Annotated in this window: 16 protein-coding genes; 10 read left to right on the plus strand and 6 right to left on the minus strand. The window is 52.2% G+C overall.

The window, feature by feature from the left end; translation table 11 throughout:
• Positions 1–2 precede the first annotated feature (2 nt).
• The 4 genes from bcsD (at position 3) to WN53_RS29045 (ending at position 4,352) form a co-directional block, all read left to right on the plus strand.
• A complete protein-coding gene (gene bcsD, locus WN53_RS16660; RefSeq protein WP_024484574.1) occupies positions 3–488 on the plus strand; it encodes a cellulose biosynthesis protein BcsD in 486 nt (161 codons plus the stop codon).
• 2 nt (positions 489–490) lie between these two features.
• Positions 491–1,549, plus strand: coding sequence for a family 8 glycosyl hydrolase (locus tag WN53_RS16665; RefSeq protein ID WP_099049924.1), 1,059 nt, complete (start codon positions 491–493; stop codon positions 1,547–1,549).
• Positions 1,550–1,797: 248 nt separating this feature from the next.
• Positions 1,798–2,763 carry a 23S rRNA (adenine(1618)-N(6))-methyltransferase RlmF gene (gene rlmF / locus WN53_RS16670; RefSeq protein WP_167669095.1) on the plus strand — a complete coding sequence of 322 codons (966 nt, stop codon included), beginning with the start codon at positions 1,798–1,800 and terminating at the stop codon, positions 2,761–2,763.
• Positions 2,764–3,047: 284 nt separating this feature from the next.
• Positions 3,048–4,352: a methyl-accepting chemotaxis protein gene (locus WN53_RS29045; RefSeq protein ID WP_024484571.1), complete on the plus strand. Its 1,305-nt coding sequence runs from the start codon at positions 3,048–3,050 to the stop codon at positions 4,350–4,352.
• Between the two features lie 280 nt (positions 4,353–4,632).
• Here the strand turns inward: WN53_RS29045 and glnQ are convergent, their stop codons facing one another.
• From glnQ to WN53_RS16705, 6 genes are all read right to left on the minus strand, one after another.
• Positions 4,633–5,355, minus strand: coding sequence for a glutamine ABC transporter ATP-binding protein GlnQ (gene glnQ, locus WN53_RS16680; RefSeq protein ID WP_021180508.1), 723 nt, complete (start codon positions 5,353–5,355; stop codon positions 4,633–4,635).
• Entirely contained in the window at positions 5,352–6,011 is a 660-nt protein-coding gene (gene glnP / locus WN53_RS16685) for a glutamine ABC transporter permease GlnP (protein ID WP_021805129.1), read from the minus strand. Before glnP ends, glnQ begins: the two co-directional genes overlap by 4 nt.
• Before the next feature lie 113 nt (positions 6,012–6,124).
• The gene (gene glnH, locus WN53_RS16690; RefSeq protein WP_024484570.1) at positions 6,125–6,868 is read right to left on the minus strand and encodes a glutamine ABC transporter substrate-binding protein GlnH; all 744 of its coding nucleotides are present in this window, start codon (positions 6,866–6,868) and stop codon (positions 6,125–6,127) included.
• Positions 6,869–7,205: 337 nt separating this feature from the next.
• Entirely contained in the window at positions 7,206–7,472 is a 267-nt protein-coding gene (locus WN53_RS16695) for a DksA/TraR family C4-type zinc finger protein (protein ID WP_024484569.1), read from the minus strand.
• A gap of 154 nt (positions 7,473–7,626) precedes the next feature.
• On the minus strand, positions 7,627–8,130 hold the full coding sequence (gene dps / locus WN53_RS16700; protein WP_024484568.1) for a DNA starvation/stationary phase protection protein Dps: 504 nt from the start codon (positions 8,128–8,130) through the stop codon (positions 7,627–7,629).
• A gap of 491 nt (positions 8,131–8,621) precedes the next feature.
• Entirely contained in the window at positions 8,622–9,629 is a 1,008-nt protein-coding gene (locus tag WN53_RS16705; RefSeq protein ID WP_024484567.1) for a LacI family DNA-binding transcriptional regulator, read from the minus strand.
• Positions 9,630–9,874: 245 nt separating this feature from the next.
• On the opposite strand from WN53_RS16705, the gene WN53_RS16710 reads away from it, so the two are divergent.
• The 6 genes from WN53_RS16710 to WN53_RS16735 all read left to right on the plus strand — a co-directional run bounded on the left by WN53_RS16710 (position 9,875) and on the right by WN53_RS16735 (position 17,180).
• Positions 9,875–11,116, plus strand: coding sequence for an MFS transporter (locus tag WN53_RS16710; protein WP_024484566.1), 1,242 nt, complete (start codon positions 9,875–9,877; stop codon positions 11,114–11,116).
• Between the two features lie 18 nt (positions 11,117–11,134).
• Positions 11,135–12,568, plus strand: a complete 1,434-nt coding sequence (locus WN53_RS16715; RefSeq protein WP_024484565.1) for a glycoside hydrolase family 32 protein — start codon at positions 11,135–11,137, stop codon at positions 12,566–12,568.
• A gap of 181 nt (positions 12,569–12,749) precedes the next feature.
• Positions 12,750–14,117 carry a carbohydrate porin gene (locus tag WN53_RS16720; protein ID WP_161629426.1) on the plus strand — a complete coding sequence of 456 codons (1,368 nt, stop codon included), beginning with the start codon at positions 12,750–12,752 and terminating at the stop codon, positions 14,115–14,117.
• A 23-nt stretch (positions 14,118–14,140) separates the two neighbouring features.
• Positions 14,141–15,103, plus strand: a complete 963-nt coding sequence (locus WN53_RS16725; protein ID WP_024484563.1) for an aminoimidazole riboside kinase — start codon at positions 14,141–14,143, stop codon at positions 15,101–15,103.
• Positions 15,104–15,169: 66 nt separating this feature from the next.
• On the plus strand, positions 15,170–15,703 hold the full coding sequence (locus WN53_RS16730; RefSeq protein WP_024484562.1) for a shikimate kinase: 534 nt from the start codon (positions 15,170–15,172) through the stop codon (positions 15,701–15,703).
• Between the two features lie 271 nt (positions 15,704–15,974).
• Positions 15,975–17,180 (plus strand): aldose 1-epimerase family protein, encoded by a 1,206-nt coding sequence (locus WN53_RS16735; RefSeq protein WP_024484561.1) that lies wholly within the window; start codon positions 15,975–15,977, stop codon positions 17,178–17,180.
• Positions 17,181–17,189 lie beyond the last annotated feature (9 nt).

Below are 17,189 nucleotides of genomic sequence, written 5' to 3' on the forward strand. Positions count from 1 at the left end.
CCATGCAAGATATTAATAATACCTGGTATGAGCTTGATTATTATCGCCAGCGTCAGTTTAAGGCGGGTTGGCAGGATCTGATCGAAGTGGTGTTCTCCGGCATTCTTGCTTCTGCTGATGATACGGACAGCCGCGATTTTCTGCGTTTGATGGGGAGTAACCTGGCGAAGAAGCTGCCATTGCCGGAGGCGGAAACGGTGGGAGAGTTGGAGGATGCTCTCAATGCCTTACTACGTCAGTTTGACTGGGGCAGGGTGCAGATTGAGGCGAATGGCGAACAGATGATCCTGACCCATTATGCCTACCCGCACAGTGCCGATCCGGCCAACGAGGACGTCTGGGCACTCTCTTTTGCCACGGTGCTTGAGGGGGCCTATGACACCTGGCTGCTGGCTCAGGGCGGTGAGCCGCATGTTTCCCTGCGCTGGCGCAGCCCGGCCAAAGATAACACCCTGGTCTTTTGCTACAGAAACGAGCAACGCAGGTAAACATGATGACGAAAAGCAGGTTTGGTAGGCTCCGCGTACTCCTGCTTTGGCTGGGGTTGGTGTTTTCCCTTGGTGCCCAGGCTGCCGACAGCGGTTGGGCGCAATACAAACAGCGTTTCCTGTTAGCTGACGGACGGATTGTCGATACCGGTAATAACAACGTCAGCCATACCGAAGGGCAAGGGTTTGCCATGCTGTTGGCGGTCTACAATGACGACCGTCCTGCGTTTGACAACGTCTGGCAATGGACCCGCAACACCTTGTATCGCCAGGATATCGGCCTGTTTTCCTGGCGCTATGAGCCGGGGAAGGCGGTGCCGATAGCCGATAAAAATAATGCCACCGATGGCGATATCCTAATCGCCTGGGCCTTGTTGAAGGCGGGGAAACGCTGGAATGTGCCTGCCTACCTAGCCTCCTCGGCGCAGATACAGCAGGCCCTGCTCAAACATACTGTGATCGACTACGGCGGTTATAGGGTGATGTTACCCGGTGCTAACGGTTTCAGGCAAAACGGTTCGGTGATCGTTAATCCTTCCTATTTTGTCTTTCCCGCCTGGCACGCGTTTTACCAGGAAAGCCATTTGCCGGCGTGGAAAAAGCTTATCGACGATAGCATGACCATGGTCAGCAGAATGCGCTTTGGCAAACAGCATCTGCCCAGCGACTGGGTCACGCTACAGGCCAATGGGCAAATGGCTCCGGCTAGCGACTGGGCGCCGCGCTTTGGTTTTGATGCGGTGCGGGTTCCGCTCTATCTCTATTGGGACAAGGCCGACAGCCTGTCACTGAGTCCGTTTGCCAGCTTTTGGCGCGGCTTTGATCGCCGGGCGACACCGGCCTGGCTGGATGTGCTTAGCGGCCAACGCTCAGAGTATAATCAAAGTCCGGGAATGAGGGCGGTCAGGGATCTGACGGTGGGAGATCGGGGGCCGCTGAAAGATCGCCTGGCGCCTGATGAGGACTACTATTCTGCCAGCCTGCACCTGCTGGCCTACTGGGCGCAGCGCAGCCAACTTGTCCCCTCACCCCAACCCTCTCCCACAGGGAGAGGGAGCTGATAGCCCCTGCTCGTTTGGAAGTAAAGATGTAGTCTCAGCAAACTCGATCACCCCCTCATCTAAGGTGATTCACTCGAACTTTAAGCCAACTCGATCGGTCCCCTCTCCTTGGGAGAGGGTTAGGGTGAGGGGCCATTCACCAGTCCCGCATTCTTACCATTTTGGCGCTTCTCACCTCAGCGGCAAGCGCCTCGCCGGGCTTTGTGCTATCTTACGCGCCAGAAAACCCTTTCAGAGAGCCCGTCACGGTGGAAAAAAAGAAAAGTTTCCCGCAGCAGAAAAGCGGCCTGCATCCGCGCAATCGCCATCGCTCACGCTATGATTTCCCTACCTTGATCGCTACCTGTCCGGGATTGGAACCCTTTGTGAAGCCCAACGCCTGGGGCGATATCTCGGTGGATTTCGCCGATCCTGCCGCGGTGAAAATGCTCAACCGTGCCTTGCTGATGCACTTTTACGGCATCGAACATTGGGATATCCCTGCCGACTATCTTTGCCCGCCAATCCCGGGGCGTGCCGATTATCTGCATCACCTGGCCGATCTGCTGGCGACTAGCAACGGCGGCGAGATCCCGCGTGGTAAAGGCGTGGCGATCCTGGATATCGGCGTGGGGGCCAACTGTATTTACCCGATCATCGGCCAGCGCGAATATGGCTGGCGCTTTACCGGCTCGGAAACCGATCCGGTCTCGCTGGGGGCAGCCAAGATGATCGTGGCCATGAACCCGACGTTAAAAAATACCGTGCGCCTGCGCCAACAGAAACAGCTGGAGTGTATCTTCAACGGCATTATCGGCGTTGCCGAGCGCTTCGATGCCACCTTGTGTAACCCGCCTTTCCACGGTTCCGAGCAGGAAGCGCGCGCCAGCACTCGCCTCAAGTTGCATAAGTTGGGCAAAGGGGCGGTGGCAGAAAAGCCGGTGCAGAACTTCGGTGGCAAGAACAACGAACTGTGGTGCGAAGGAGGCGAAGAGGCCTTTGTTCGCAAGATGGTGGAAGAGAGCGTCGGCAAAGCGCAGAACTGCCTGTGGTTCACCTCGCTGATCTCGAAAAACACCACGCTGCCTGCCATTTACTACGCGCTCAAGCAGGCCGGGGCCGCTGAGGTGCGCACCATCGAAATGGCACAGGGGCAGAAGATTAGCCGCTTTGTGGCCTGGACCTTCCTTGATGCCGAGCAGCAAGCCGCCTGGGCGGCAGAACGCTGGCAGTAATTGCCCGACCGTTGCCGGCGATCGTGCCGGCAACGATTATTTATTCTTTGGTTCCTTTCATTCTGTCTGGCTTGCGTTATCCTCAATACTGTTAATAAATTCCCACGCTGCTCATTAGTTAAAAAAACAATAATTACCTAGCTTAATAACCGTTTTTATCCAGTTAATCTGGAGCATTGTCGTGCGCAATGTTCAGGGCGATAGCGCGCTTACTGGCGAGCAATAGATGCAGAAAAAATAGAGAGTGCTTGCCGTTAACTCCATCTGCCAGAAGGATTTACCCGATGTTTTTAAACCTCCGTCAGTCGAATAGCCCGTGGCATGCTGAATTGGCAGCCATTGAAGACGCGGTAGCGATGATCGTATTTAAACCCGACGGCACCGTATTACGTGCCAACGATCTGTTCTTGCAAACGATGGGGTTTGAGCGCCAGGAAGTCATTGGTCAGCATCATCGTATTTTCTGCGATCAAAGCTATGTCGCCAGCCCGGCCTACCAGCGCCACTGGCAAAAGTTAAATAGCGGCGAAGCCATTACCGATAATATCAGACGCATTCGCAAGGATGGTGAAGTGGTCTGGCTGCAGGGAACTTATACCCCGGTGTTAAATAAGTACGGTGAGGTGGTGGAGATCATCAAGATTGCCAGCGAGGTGACCAGCCGTATCACTCAGGCCCAGGAGCATCAGAGCCTGTTAACGGCGCTGAATCGCTCAATGGCGATGATCACCTTCTCGCCAACCGGCATCATCCTGGATGCCAACGACAATATGCTCGATCTGATGGGCTATCGGCTGGAAGAGGCACGCGGCCAGGCGCACAGCATACTTTGTACGCCGGAGTTCGCCGGCTCTGACGAGTATCATCAGCACTGGCAACGGTTGGCCCAGGGGGAGTTTTTGACCGGGCGTTTCGAACGCCTCAACCGGCGTGGGGAGCGGGTATGGCTGGAGGCCAGCTATAACCCAATCATCGACAATGAAGGGCGGGTATTAAAGGTGGTGAAAATCGCCCAGGACATCACCCGCCAGACTTTCCAACAGCAGCATGAAGAGGAAATGGTGCGAAATGTCCACCATCTCTCCATGGGGACCGATAAAACCGCTGCCCAAGGGGCGATCATTGTTCAGCAGGCGGTGCAGGGGATGCAGCAGGTGGAGATGGCCGCGCGGCAGACTTCGGACGTGGTCAGCGACTTGGGGCGCTGTTCGCAACAGATTGGCAATATGGTTGAGGCGATCCGCAAAATTGCCGCCCAGACCAATCTACTGGCGATTAACGCCTCGATTGAAGCAGCGCATGCGGGCGAGCATGGGCGCGGTTTCTCCGTAGTGGCTAATGAGGTGCGTACCTTGGCCGAGCAGTCCCGTAAAGCCGCCAGCGAAATTGAGCAAGTCACCAAGACCATTCAGCAAGGGGTAACGGCGGCTATCAACAAGATGGTGACCTGTGTGGAGCAGGCGGGCGGCGGCGTGGCGCTAGCCAAGGATGCGGGAGAGGTGATCAATCAGGTCAATGTGGGTATGCAGGACGTGGTCAAGCTGATGCAGGCGTTTACCTCGGTCAAACAGGGTGATGTGATCCACTGAGGTTTTGCAGAGTTGCATACTGTTAAACGGGGGCAGCGAGCATGATTCTGCGGTTGAACATGTGATTGAGCAAAATTGCCATCAATAAAAAGCCCCTTGCGGGGCTTCAGATTGATGACAAAGTGGCAATATTGCTGAATGGGTCGGGATCTATCTTTACCAGTATTTGCTAACCCATTGATTATCCAGACGGGCGCAGCATGCAGCGCCCCTACATTGTAAGCCCGGTGAGGGTTTGTCAGCAGTCTCAAGCCCCTTGCGGGGCTTTTTGTTTATCGCTTCAGGAAACGTGCTGCAAGAACTCGCGCAGGCGTGGGCTTGGCGGGTTGTTGATCAGGTCATGAGGGTTGCCATCTTCGGCAATCCGGCCTTTGTCGATAAAGATCAGGCGTGAGGCCACCTTTTCGGCAAAGCCGACTTCGTGAGTCACGATCACCATCGTCATGCCTTCTTCGGCCAGATCCTGCATAACCTTCAGCACCTCGTGGCGCAATTCCGGATCGAGCGCCGAGGTGGGTTCATCGAACAGCATCATTTTAGGCTTCACCGCCAACGCCCGGGCAATGGCCACCCGCTGCTGCTGCCCACCCGAAAGCTCGGAAGGGTAGTGGTGAGAACGCTCGGCCAACCCAACCTTGGCTAACAGCGTGTGTGCCAGCTTTTCGGCATCGGCCTTTTTCAAACCGCGTACGCGGATTGGGCCAAAGGCCACGTTTTCCAGCGCCGTCAGGTGCGGGAACAGGTAGAACTGTTGGAACACCATACCGGCTTCCTGGCGGATCAGGCGGTCGTCCACCTTCGGATCGTTCACCCTCAGGCCGTCGACCACCAGTTCACCGCTGGTGATCTCTTCAAGCTTGTTGATGCAGCGCAGCAGGGTTGATTTACCGGAACCAGAAGGCCCGATGATCACCACCACTTCACCCTGTTTGATATGCAGATCGATATTGTGCAGCACCTGGGTCGGGCCAAAGTGCTTGGAGACGTTTCTAAATTCAATCACAGGATTTTCATCCTTCTTTCCAGACGACGCAGCACGAAGCTAAGCATCAGGGTAATAATCAGGTACACCACCGCAACGGCGCTCCAGATTTCCAGCGCACGGAAGTTACCGGCAATAATTTCCTGCCCCTGACGGGTCAGTTCCGCTACACCGATCACGATGAACAGCGAAGTATCCTTGATGCTGATGATCCACTGGTTTCCCAATGGCGGCAGCATGCGGCGCAGTGCCAGCGGCATGATGACATAGCGAATGGTCTCGCGGCGTGACAGCCCCAGCGCCAGCCCGGCTTCGCGGAAACCGCTGTGGATCGACAACACCGCACCACGGGTAATTTCCGCAATATAGGCGCCCGAGTTGATCATGATGGTGACCACGGCGGCGGTGAAAGGATCAATGCGGAAATCGCTAAAGGCCATTGGCAGGGCGAAGTAGATAAACATCACCTGTACCACAATCGGCGTACCGCGGATCACTTCAATGAATACCAGTGCCACATGGTTGGCGATCCAGCCGCCATAGGTGCGGGCGAAGCCGGCAACCAGGCCGATGATCAGGCCGCCAATCAGACCGAGGACCGAAATCCACAGGGTCATCTTGGCGCCTTCTAACAAAATTGGGATGGCGGGCCAAATGGCGCTCCAGTCGAATTGCATAGTGTTATCTCCCGGTGATCCAAGCAAGGGGATCAATAAACAACAAAGCACAGGGGGCGGGTACACCTCCCCTGTGCTTAACTATTAACTTATTGGCTTATTAACTTCATCAATTACTTAGGTTCGGTACCAAACCATTTTTTATAGATTTCGTTGTAAGTCCCGTTGTCGCGCAGCGTTTTCAGTGCGGCGTTGACCTTTTCACGCAGCTCGTCGCTGCCTTTCGGGAAGGCGATGCCATACTGCTGGGCTTCAAGGGATTCGCCTACGGTTTTGAACTTGCCAGCGCCTGCAGTTTTGATGAAGTACAGGATGTTTGGCGTATCGTGCAGCACGGCGTCAGCACGCTTGGTGCCCAGTTCCATATAGGCGTTGTCGATGTTCGGGAACTGACGCAGATCTTTGGTTTTGATGTGCTGCTTGGCGTAATCCACCGAGCCGGTGCCGCTCTTCACTGCCACCACTTTGCCGTCCAGATCCTGGATGCCTTTCACGCTGTCATTGTTAGCGTTGACCATCACCAGCAGGCCGCTTTTATAGTAGCCGTCGGAGAAGTCGATCGCTTTTTTGCGTTCGTCGGTAATGGTGATACCGGCCAGCGCCAGATCGACGTTCTTGGTTTGCAGCGCAGGAATGATGCCGCTAAAGTCCATTGGCTTCAGGGTGTAATCCAGCTTCAGCTCTTTGGCAATCGCTGCCCACAGGTCGATATCGAAACCGACGTATTGGTCACCTTGTTTGAATTCAAACGGCACGAAAGCGGTGTCCGTGGCGACAACCAGCTTGTCTGCTGCGTGAGAGCTAACGGCGAAGGCCAGGGAAAGTGCGGCCAGGGAAACTTTAAAAATAGACTTCATGAGAGGAATTCCTGTACAGGTTGCGGATTACCCATTTTTTATGTTGCATTTTGTGCTATGGAAGAATCGTGCCAAGTTTGCAATCATTATAAAAACAAGGGGTTGCGTTGTGATGTTGGGTTTGGATAGCCAATTATAATTTTTATGCACCATGGGTGGGCACCAAAATGGTGCGGCGCGACCGTGGTGGTGCAACTGAGCTATCATCAACTAAACAATAGCCGGGAAACAACCGATAATTAACAATTATCGATCAATAATGATAACTAACTCTAACTTTATAGCCATAGTCCGATTTCATTTGGTGCAAACAGGCGTGTTTTGAAGGGACGTCGGGTTAACGCAGCTGGCTGTCTTTGCTGCCCCGGCGATTGAACAGGCTGCTGTCGGCCTGTTTTTTATCCATTTCAGCCTGGCAGTTAACACAGTAACGCACCCCTTGTAGCGCCAGACGCCGGGCTTCGGGGATCTCTGTGCCACATTCCTGGCAATAGTGTTCGCTTTCGCCGTGGCCGAGCGCCTGACGAGCACGTTGTACGGCATCATCTACCGTTGAGTCGATTTGATCCTGCACCGCGCCGTCCGCTGTCCATCCGCCTGCCATGACCACCTCACTATTGAACCTGTGAATGCTTGCAACCCTGATTGGATCATAATCAGTGTAATCCAGCCTGTTTTTTATACAACTCGGCTTGCAGATAAAAAAACAGGCTGGGGCAAGGCCCACAACCTGTTGTTTCGTGCCAATATGCCTGGCTTTATTCGATATTGGATTCGATAAACCACAGGAACTTGTCCAGATCGCGCGATGCAGCGGTGAACATGTCTGCGGTGTCTTCATCCGGAACTTCCGTGATGGCTTGGCGGATGTCGTTGGCGACGGCTGCATAACGATCGGCCAGCGCTTTCAGGTGATCTTGCACGCTGTGAATATTGGTCGGGTAGCTTTTCAGCGGGGTTTTGTCATTCACCACCTGTACCGTACCCAGCGCAACGCCACCGAGCTGTACGACACGTTCTGCAAAAGTATCTTGATGGTCGGTGATGGCGGTGCGGAAGCCGTCGAGCATTTCATGCACGGCAATAAAATTGGCACCACGCATGTTCCAATGCGCCTGCTTGGTGATCAACGACAGATCGATGAACTGCACAACCTGATGGTTCAGCGCCTTGATTGCGGCCTGCTTGGTTTGCTCATCCACGTCATTACGTGTGTACAACAGGTCAGAAGATTTCGTTTTCACCAGTTTAGCGGTACTCATATAGATATCCTCTTCTTGATGGGTGTATACCCGTCGTCTTTCAAGCTGCAGCGTTGTTACCTGCACTATCTCACCCCAGTCACTTACTAAACGTAAGCTCCTGGGGATGAGATAGCTTGTCGCCTAGCTGCAACTTGAAATCCATAGGGTATTCTTCCTATTTTGTTACGGGAGAAATTATAGCAGCTTAAATTTATTTTGCAGGGCGAAAAGGGCGATTAAATAAATAGGCAATAACCGCTGGATATTTTCAGTAGAAAGGCGTATGGCATATTTTATGATTCGTGATGTGTTGATAAGAAACGTTTTTAAGCTTTTAGAGGATAAGGGTTGAGATCCCCCACTAATAATAGACACCGATTGAAGGGATATTTCAATGCGCAATTATTGCAGGGTGTTTCTGAGCGTTGAAATAGGGCTTGTTTTTTCCATTAATTCATATTGATAGCCAATTATCCCCAGGGTGTGCGCCGTAACTCTTTTTTGTACCATCACAGTTTGCTATGGATCGAGTCTCTGTTGAGCAAGGGCGCGGGTATCTTGACCGTATCGGTCTGCGTCTTGCCCTGGATAATATGCAGCGCAGCATGACGACCTATTTCGTAATGTGGCAGTTGTACCGTCGAGAGCGGCGGCAAGAATAGCTCGCCAATGCCGACCATATTGTCGTAACCCACGACTGCCACATCTTGTGGGATGCGCAGGCCCTGCGCCAGTAGTGTCTGATAGACCATAAAGGCGATACGATCGTTGCCGCATATGACCGAGTCGAACATCGGATTACCCTGCTTGATATGCGCTAGCACAATGGCTGGGATATCACGGTAATGCTCATCGCCATGCTCCATATAGACATGCATGAGGGTGTCAGGATTGATACCTGCTTGCCGGCAGGCGCGCTCCAGTCCCTGACGGCGACGCAAGGTGGCAAGATGGTGTTTTGGCAGATGCAGGCAGAGTGGTTGACGATGACCTGCCGCGAGCAGAGCCTGGACCGCCTCGAACTGACCTTGTTCGTCGTCCGGAATGTAGCTGGCGACAGGATCGTGCAAACTTTCACAGTTGGCCAGCACGCACGGGAGGGTGAGCAGTTTGGTCGGCAGTGGCACCTGACGTAACCCCATGGTGGTGTAGATGATGCCGTCCGGCCGGTGTGAAAGCAAAAGGTCGACAATGGTATCTGGATTATCGTCAGAGAACATATTTACCACGAAACTGTTCCAGCCATACGCCCGGGCGGTCTCTTCGATCGACAGAGTGATTTCCACCGAGAATGGCGTGGTAACAGTATCGAGAGCCAGCACCCCGATAGTATTCGGCGTAGCATGAGCACCACGCATTTTTTTCGCTGACAAATCGGGAACGTAATTGGTCTCATTGATGGCGAGCTGCACGCGTGCCAAGGTCTCAGGCTTGAGCCTTTCCGGGCTATTGAGCGCGCGGGAGACCGTCATGAGCGACACATTGGCCAGTTTCGCCACATCCTTTAGAGAAGCCATATCTATTACTCTCTTCATTGCTTTCAGGTAACAGGCTATACGACGAAGTTACTGATGTAAAAGGTTCAGCGGCTATTCTGTCGTAGAAAGCGAAAGAACCGTAGCGAGTAATTTATGATCGCGATCTCACTTTTTTTATGTTAACGTTAACTTTTGTGATTAACATCATGAATCTCAGCAAAACGACAAGCGCTTTTTTATTTGTTAACGTTACCATGCGAGCATTACTTCAACACGAGAATGCCATTATGAAAGCGCATCACTCTCACAGCTACCCACTACTCAGTGCATTACTGTTCTTCTTTTTCGTGTCATGGTCCTCTACTGGCTCTTTACTCTCTATCTGGTTGCACCAGGAAGTGGGGTTGAAAGCGGGAGACACCGGGATTATCTACGCGGTGCTTTCCGTCTCCGCACTACTGGCGCAAATCTTCTACGGCTTTATCCAAGATAAACTCGGCCTGCGTAAAAACCTGCTCTGGACCCTTACCGGGCTGTTAATCCTTTCCGGGCCTGCCTATTTGCTGTTCAGTTATCTGTTACAAATCAATATATTGCTCGGGAGTCTCTTCGGTGGGATCTATATCGGCATAACCTTTAACGGCGGTATAGGCGTGCTCGAATCGTACACCGAACGCGTGGCGCGCCAGAGCCAGTTCGAATTCGGCAAGGCGCGGATGTGGGGATCGCTGGGTTGGGCGGTGGCGACGTTCTTCGCAGGGCTCCTGTTTAACATCAACCCGAAACTCAACTTCGCGGTCTCCAGCTGTGCCGGGCTGGTGTTCTTTATCCTGCTGGCGCGGTTGCGGGTGTCTTCTGCACCGCACGCGATGCAGGAGGCGGTGTCCGGTGGCAAAGTGAAGCTGGATGATGTGCTGCGTCTGCTGACGCTACCGCGCTTTTGGGCGCTGGTGTTTTTCGTCATCGGTACCTGTATTTACGGCGTTTACGATCAGCAGTTCCCGGTTTACTTCTCTTCACAATTCGCCACGTTGCAGGAAGGCAACGCCATGTACGGTTATCTCAACTCGTTCCAGGTGTTCCTCGAAGCCGCCGGGATGTTTTGCGCCCCGTGGTTAGTGAACCGCATCGGCGCGAAAAATGGTCTGATTTTCGCCGGGATGGTAATGGCGTTGCGTATGGTGGCCTCCGGGTTGGTGGAAGGGCCGCTGCTGATTTCCATCACTAAACTGTTGCACGCGGTAGAGCTGCCGATCCTGCTGGTCGCTATCTTTAAATACAACAGCTTGAATTTCGACAAACGCCTGTCTGCCACCCTCTATCTGGTGGGGTTCGCCTGCACCAGCTCGGTTATCGCTTCGGTACTGTCGCCGCTGGCAGGCTATAGCTACGAAAAATACGGCTTTGCCCAGTCCTATCTGATTATGGGACTCCTGGTGTTCTGCACCACCTTTATCTCCATCTTCCTGTTGCGCTCCAGTAAGTTATCTTCAGATCCTCTGATGCCGCAACCTTCCGCTATATGATTGAAAAGAGTAAAGACTATGACGTATTCAATATCCAAGGCTGAACAGGAACTGCAGGCTAAACGTGAAACGCTGAACTTGCGTTGGTATCCGCGCTACCATCTTGCCGCACGCGCGGGCTGGATTAACGATCCTAACGGTCTGGTCTGGTTTGACGGGTGGTATCACGCTTTTTACCAGCATCATCCGTATTCCACGCAGTGGGGGCCGATGCACTGGGGCCATGCGCGCAGTAAAGATCTGGTTCATTGGGAGCACCTGCCGATCGCGCTGGCTCCGGAAGGCCCGGAAGATAAAGACGGTTGTTTCTCTGGCTCGGCGGTTGTTGATGGCGACACGCTGGCGTTGATTTATACCGGGCATAAATTCCATGGCGACGCCAGCGATGAGGCTAACCTTTATCAGGTGCAGTGTCTTGCTACTAGCCGCGACGGCGTCTACTTCGAGCGCCAGGGGATCGTGGTGGATACTCCACCGGGTCTGCACCATTTCCGCGATCCGAAGGTGTGGCGAGAAGGAGATAGCTGGTACATGATAGTCGGCGCTCGCGATGGCGAGACCGGCCAGGTGCGCCTGTACCGTTCCGCCGACCTGCATCAGTGGCACGATGCCGGAGTCCTTGATGAGGCGGAAACAGAGATGGGCTATATGTGGGAGTGCCCGGACTTCTTCACCCTCGAGGATAAACGCATCCTGATGTTTTCTCCCCAGGGGATGGCGGCTGAAGGTTTCAACAACCGTAATCTGTTCCAGAGCGGCTATCTGCTTGGTGAGTGGCAACCGGGGCAGCCGTTTGTTCGCAAAAGCGAGTTTATTGAACTCGACCACGGCCACGATTTTTATGCACCGCAAAGCTTCCTGACTCCCGATGGCCGCCGCATCGTTATCGGCTGGCTGGATATGTGGGAATCGCCGTTGCCCGAACAGCAAGATGGCTGGGCGGGAATGCTCTCTCTTCCGCGAGAACTGAGCCTCGGCGCAGACAACCGTCTGCAAATGCGCCCGGCCAAAGAGGTAGAGGGCCTGCGTGGCGCGTGGTTCCCATGGCCAGTGAGTACGTTGAAAAATCAGCAGACCACGATGGTGGAAAACTGTGAAGCGATGGAGGTGATCCTAAACTGGGATTGTGCTAACAGCAGCGCAGAACAGTATGGCATCAGCTTCGGCGACGGTCTGCGCGTTTATGTTGATGCGCAGATGCAGCGTCTGGTTCTGGAGCGCCGTTATCCGCAGTATGGCCTGTGCGGGGTACGAAGCGTACCGTTGACAGCAGGAGCATCGCTTAAACTGCGGTTGTTCTTTGATAGCTCCTCCGTGGAAGTTTTTGCTAATGATGGTGAAGCGTGCCTCAGTAGCCGTATTTATCCGGACGCTGCGCGCCGTGAGCTAATGCTATTTGCCTGGAGCGGTTCGGCTTCCCTATTCGAGGCGGGGGCCTGGCAGCTCGAATAATCTATTTATATGTCAGGGATGTGGTAACTAAAGTATTGCGCACGCTGGTATCACATCCCGAACGATTTAAAGCATAGGTTTTAAATATGTTAATAACCCGTTTGTCATGACGGGTGGGTAATTATTGTCTTTATCATCGAGTTTTACCCATAAATATAAATTAAATAATAATGGATTAACGATGAAAAATAATGATGGTTTACATGTGAAAAAAGTCCGGGCCGGATGTTTGCTCACGCTTTTAGCAAGCGCTTACGCGAACGCCCAAGCACCTCTATCCATCGAGGAGCGTTTGGCGTACCTGGAACAGCGGCTGAACGAGACCGAGCAGCGGGCCGTCCGTGCGGAGACGGAGATTCGTGCGCTGAAACGGCAGGATACACCGGTCACGGTGGCCAATGTGACGCCGACCAAGCCAGCATTACAGCTTAATGACTATGGTGAATTAAAATTCTATGGTGACGTTGAGTTTAATATGGATGGCGCTAGCCGTACCGGCAGTCTAACCTCGTTGAAAACCAGCGCTAATAAAAACTGGGCGCCGGGCGATAAAGAACGCTGGGATATTAACGGGCGTATACTGCTTGGCTTTGATGGATTACGTAAAGGGTCGAATGGGAAATATGCCGGTTTCAGCGTACAGCCGCTTGCGGATATGAATGGAAAAATGAATCTTGACGATGCGGCATTTTTCTTCGGCCAGCAGGATGACTGGAAGATTAAAATGGGCCGTTTTGAAGCATTTGATATTTTTCCGCTTAATCAGGATACCTTTATTGAATATTCTGGTAATACGGCCAACGACCTGTATTCCGACGGCTACGGCTACATTTACATGATGAAAGAGGGGCGCGGGCGCAGCAGCAGCGGCGGCAACTTCCTGTTCAGTAAAACGCTTGATAACTGGTATTTTGAAGTGAATACGCTGGTGGAGGACGGTAGTTCGCTGTTTGTCGACCAGAACTATCACGGCAACGCGCTGGATAGCCGTAAAAACGTCGTTTACGTGCGCCCTGTAGCCGCGTGGCAATCCGGCGAGTGGTCGGTGGCTGCCGCGCTGGAGAGCAACCTCGTTAATAATGCCTACGGCTATCAGAATCAGCAGGGCCTTTGGGTCGATCAGTCCAGGCGTACCGGCTACGGCATGACCATGAGCTGGAACACGCTGAAAACCGATGCGCAGAACGGGGCGGTGGTGAACCTGAGTACCGCATATCTTGATGCGACGGATGAAAAGAACTTCAGCGCTGGTATCAATGCGCTATGGCATCGCGTTGAGCTAGGCTATATCTACGCGCATAATAAAATCGACCGTTTCAATATGGACAGTGTGAATGCTGAATGCGACGGCGATTGCGCGATCCTGGCACCAGGAAACTACGATATCCACACCATTCATACCTCCTGGCAACTGCCGAATATTATGGATATGCCAAACTTTAATACCTACCTAGGGGCTTATGCTTCCTGGCTGGATGCTTCGACGATAAATCCAGGTGACACCGATATGCGCTATGGCATGAGGGTGCGCTTCAAATATTTATTCTAAAATTGTGTCGTTAAGGAAATACCATGAAACTGTGGACGGTTGGTGATGCGGTAATCGATTTATTACCTCAGCCAGATAGGCAATATAAAGCTTGCGCTGGTGGTGCGCCGTTAAATGTTGCTGTGGGTGCAGCTCGTTTGGGATGTGATTGTGGTTTTATTGGCAGAGTTGGTGATGATCCATTTGGCCACTTTCTCCAGCAAACGCTCTATTCAGAGGGAGTCGAAACGCAGTATATACAATTTGATGAGCAATATCATACCAGTACCGTGCTGGTAGCGCTGGGGAATGATGGCGATCGCAGTTTTACATTTCTGGTGAATCCTTCTGCCGACCAGTTTTTATCCTCTAAAAATCTACCCGATTTTGGTGATGATATATTGCACTTTTGTTCGTTGGCTCTGGTTGCCAAGCAGAGCCGTGAGACCTTGGTCAAGGCGATAAGTTTACTAAAGCAACGCGGTGGCATCTTGAGCTTTGATGTCAACCTGCGGGAGAAAATGTGGGGAAATCCACAGGAGATGCTGGCAACGGTCACTGAATTTGCTCATCAGTCAGATATTTTAAAACTCTCAGAAGAAGAATTATACTGGATAACCGGTACGACTCATTATGAAAAAGCGCTGGAAAGAGTAAAGCGATTTCCTTCTAGCCTTAAAATTGTCACCCGTGGTATCCAAGGGGCTATCGCCTTATGGCAAGATCTGGTCATACACGTAGACTCGTACAAGGTGAATAGTTTAGATACGACGGGGGCAGGAGATGCCTTTATCGCTGGATTGTTGGCAAATATCTCTTTCGGAAATGGTTTGCAGGATTTTGAACAATTGAAATTAGCCCTGACGCAAGCCAGCGCCTGTGGCGCGCTGGCGACGACACAAAAAGGAGCTTTATCAGCATTACCCGATGCGGAGGGTGTCAGAAGTTTTATTGGGTCTGAGCATAGACTGACATTTAAGGTTAATTCTATAAACCCTCATGAGTGAAATGCAGCAGACCTATTGTAATATCAGGTGTCTATAAGTCAGTTAAAATGGATACCGACGGAAAGCATGAAAATTAACGTGGTGGGCACCAGTGGCAGCGGTAAAAGCACCGTTGCCCGCCAATTGGCGCAAAAGCTGGCCGTACCTTATATCGAAATGGATAAGCTTTACTGGCGGCCACACTGGCAAAATGCCTCAGATGACGAGTTCTTGCACCTGGTCGAACAGGCGTTGGTATCAGCCCCTGCGGGGTGGGTATTGGATGGCAACTATACCCGGACCAAAGCCGTGAAATGGCGGGACGTTGACTGGGTTGTCTGGGTTGACTACGGATTCTGTCGCACGCTATGGCAGGCCGTTCGCCGCGCGTCGGTGCGGGCTTGGCACAAGACTGAGCTCTGGTCCGATACCGGCAATTGTGAGAGCTTTCGCCGCTCTTTCTTTAGCCGTGAGTCGATCATCCTGTGGACCATCAAAACCTACCGCAAGAATCGTATAAAGTATCTGGCGGACCAGCAGGACCCAGCCAATCGCCATATTCGTTTTATCCAACTGCGCTCTCCGGCGGAAACAGCGGCTTTTCTGGCAAGCCTCTGTTAGAGAGCTTTATTCGATTCAGCTTTTTATATTCGCTAGGCATGAGCCTCTGTTCCAGGCTGAATCTACTTCAGCCTGGAACATGATCTTCATCTGATTAATTTGTCAGATAAGCTTCAATATTCATGATTTTTCTCGCTGTAAGTCACGAAATTTTTGTTTTATCCATCCTCATTGTAGAAAAAGTGACCCTCATCGCATTTTCAAGTGGGCTAAGAACTTAGTTTGTGATGGTTTTGCTAAAACCATTCAGCTAACCAGGAAGGAACAATAAATGAACAAGCTTACTGTGCTTTCGCTCGCTATCTCTTTGATTTCTGGGTATGCCGGTGCTCAAACTATCGTATTAACCGACAGTGAGAACGGTATTGAACTTGGCAATTGGCGGATTGACAGCTCACAGCTGAAAATTCCCGCTCCGCGCTTCAGCTTGCAACAGCAAGTCTTGCATGGTGGCAAGCAAGAGGGATCGAAAGTCCTTACCCTGACCAGTGAGGGGTTGACCATCACCCTTAGCCCAACGCGCGGTATGGATATTCTGCATGTCAACGGTTCCGGCGTAAGGTTGGGGTGGGATTCGCCGGTGACCGAGGTAGTCAACCCGGCTTATATCAACCTGGAGAGTCGCAACGGTGTGGGTTGGCTTGACGGTTTTAACGAAATGCTGGTGCGCTGCGGCTACGAATGGACCGGGCACCCGGGCGTAGAAAACGGCACGCTGTATACGTTACATGGCCGTGCAGGAAATACCCCGGCTTCCAAGGTGGTGGTAGAGATTGCAGAAAAAGCACCATATGAAATCCGTATCCGCGGTCTGCTGAAAGAAAATACCTTTAAGAAAAGTAATCTGGAAACCTGGACTGAACTGCGTTACGTCCCTGGTGCGCAGCAGTTTACGGTTCACGATCGTCTAACCAATCATGCTGATTATCCGCGTGACTATCAGATTATTTATCACAGTAACTTCGGTAAGCCGCTGCTGGAAGAGGGAGCGGTGTTCAGTGCGGCAATCAAGGAGATTTCGCCGTTTAATGATTATGCCAAGGGCGGTTTGAAAGATTGGCATACTTACCTGGGGCCTACCAAAGGCTTTGATGAGATGGTGTTCAATATCGTGCCTTACAGTGATTCTCAAGGAAAAACCCTGGCGATGATGAACAACAAGAAAGCGGATCGGGGAGTTGCAATTGGTTTTGATACTCACCAGTTGCCAGTTTTGACGTTGTGGAAAAACACGGATACTGAACGCCAGGGCTATGTTACCGGGATTGAGCCAGGGACCAGCTACGCGTATCCGGTAAAAATCGAACGTGAGCAGGGGCGAATCAAACAATTACAGCCTGGGAAGAGTACCGATTTCGAGCTGACTTACACTTTGCTGAACAATGCTGAACAAGTAAAAGAGTACCAAAACAAGATAAAAACGCTGCAAGGTGACCGTGAAGTTAAACTCGTCGATACTCCAATTGCGGTGGAATAGCCTCTGGTG

This window comes from Serratia fonticola (genome assembly GCF_001006005.1).
Lineage (GTDB): Bacteria > Pseudomonadota > Gammaproteobacteria > Enterobacterales > Enterobacteriaceae > Chania > Chania fonticola.

What these genes read in the sequence shown, in the direction of transcription:
- WN53_RS16665 (WP_099049924.1), top strand. Translation starts at nt 491, where the DNA reads ATGATGACGAAAAGCAGGTTTGGTAGGCTCCGCGTACTCCTGCTTTGG.
- dps (WP_024484568.1), bottom strand. Translation starts at nt 8,130, where the DNA reads ATGAGTACCGCTAAACTGGTGAAAACGAAATCTTCTGACCTGTTGTAC.
- WN53_RS16735 (WP_024484561.1), top strand. Translation starts at nt 15,975, where the DNA reads ATGAACAAGCTTACTGTGCTTTCGCTCGCTATCTCTTTGATTTCTGGG.
- glnH (WP_024484570.1), bottom strand. Translation starts at nt 6,868, where the DNA reads ATGAAGTCTATTTTTAAAGTTTCCCTGGCCGCACTTTCCCTGGCCTTC.
- WN53_RS16695 (WP_024484569.1), bottom strand. Translation starts at nt 7,472, where the DNA reads ATGGCAGGCGGATGGACAGCGGACGGCGCGGTGCAGGATCAAATCGAC.
- WN53_RS16725 (WP_024484563.1), top strand. Translation starts at nt 14,141, where the DNA reads ATGAAACTGTGGACGGTTGGTGATGCGGTAATCGATTTATTACCTCAG.
- WN53_RS29045 (WP_024484571.1), top strand. Translation starts at nt 3,048, where the DNA reads ATGTTTTTAAACCTCCGTCAGTCGAATAGCCCGTGGCATGCTGAATTG.
- WN53_RS16730 (WP_024484562.1), top strand. Translation starts at nt 15,170, where the DNA reads ATGAAAATTAACGTGGTGGGCACCAGTGGCAGCGGTAAAAGCACCGTT.
- WN53_RS16715 (WP_024484565.1), top strand. Translation starts at nt 11,135, where the DNA reads ATGACGTATTCAATATCCAAGGCTGAACAGGAACTGCAGGCTAAACGT.
- glnP (WP_021805129.1), bottom strand. Translation starts at nt 6,011, where the DNA reads ATGCAATTCGACTGGAGCGCCATTTGGCCCGCCATCCCAATTTTGTTA.
- bcsD (WP_024484574.1), top strand. Translation starts at nt 3, where the DNA reads ATGCAAGATATTAATAATACCTGGTATGAGCTTGATTATTATCGCCAG.
- WN53_RS16720 (WP_161629426.1), top strand. Translation starts at nt 12,750, where the DNA reads ATGAAAAATAATGATGGTTTACATGTGAAAAAAGTCCGGGCCGGATGT.
- WN53_RS16705 (WP_024484567.1), bottom strand. Translation starts at nt 9,629, where the DNA reads ATGGCTTCTCTAAAGGATGTGGCGAAACTGGCCAATGTGTCGCTCATG.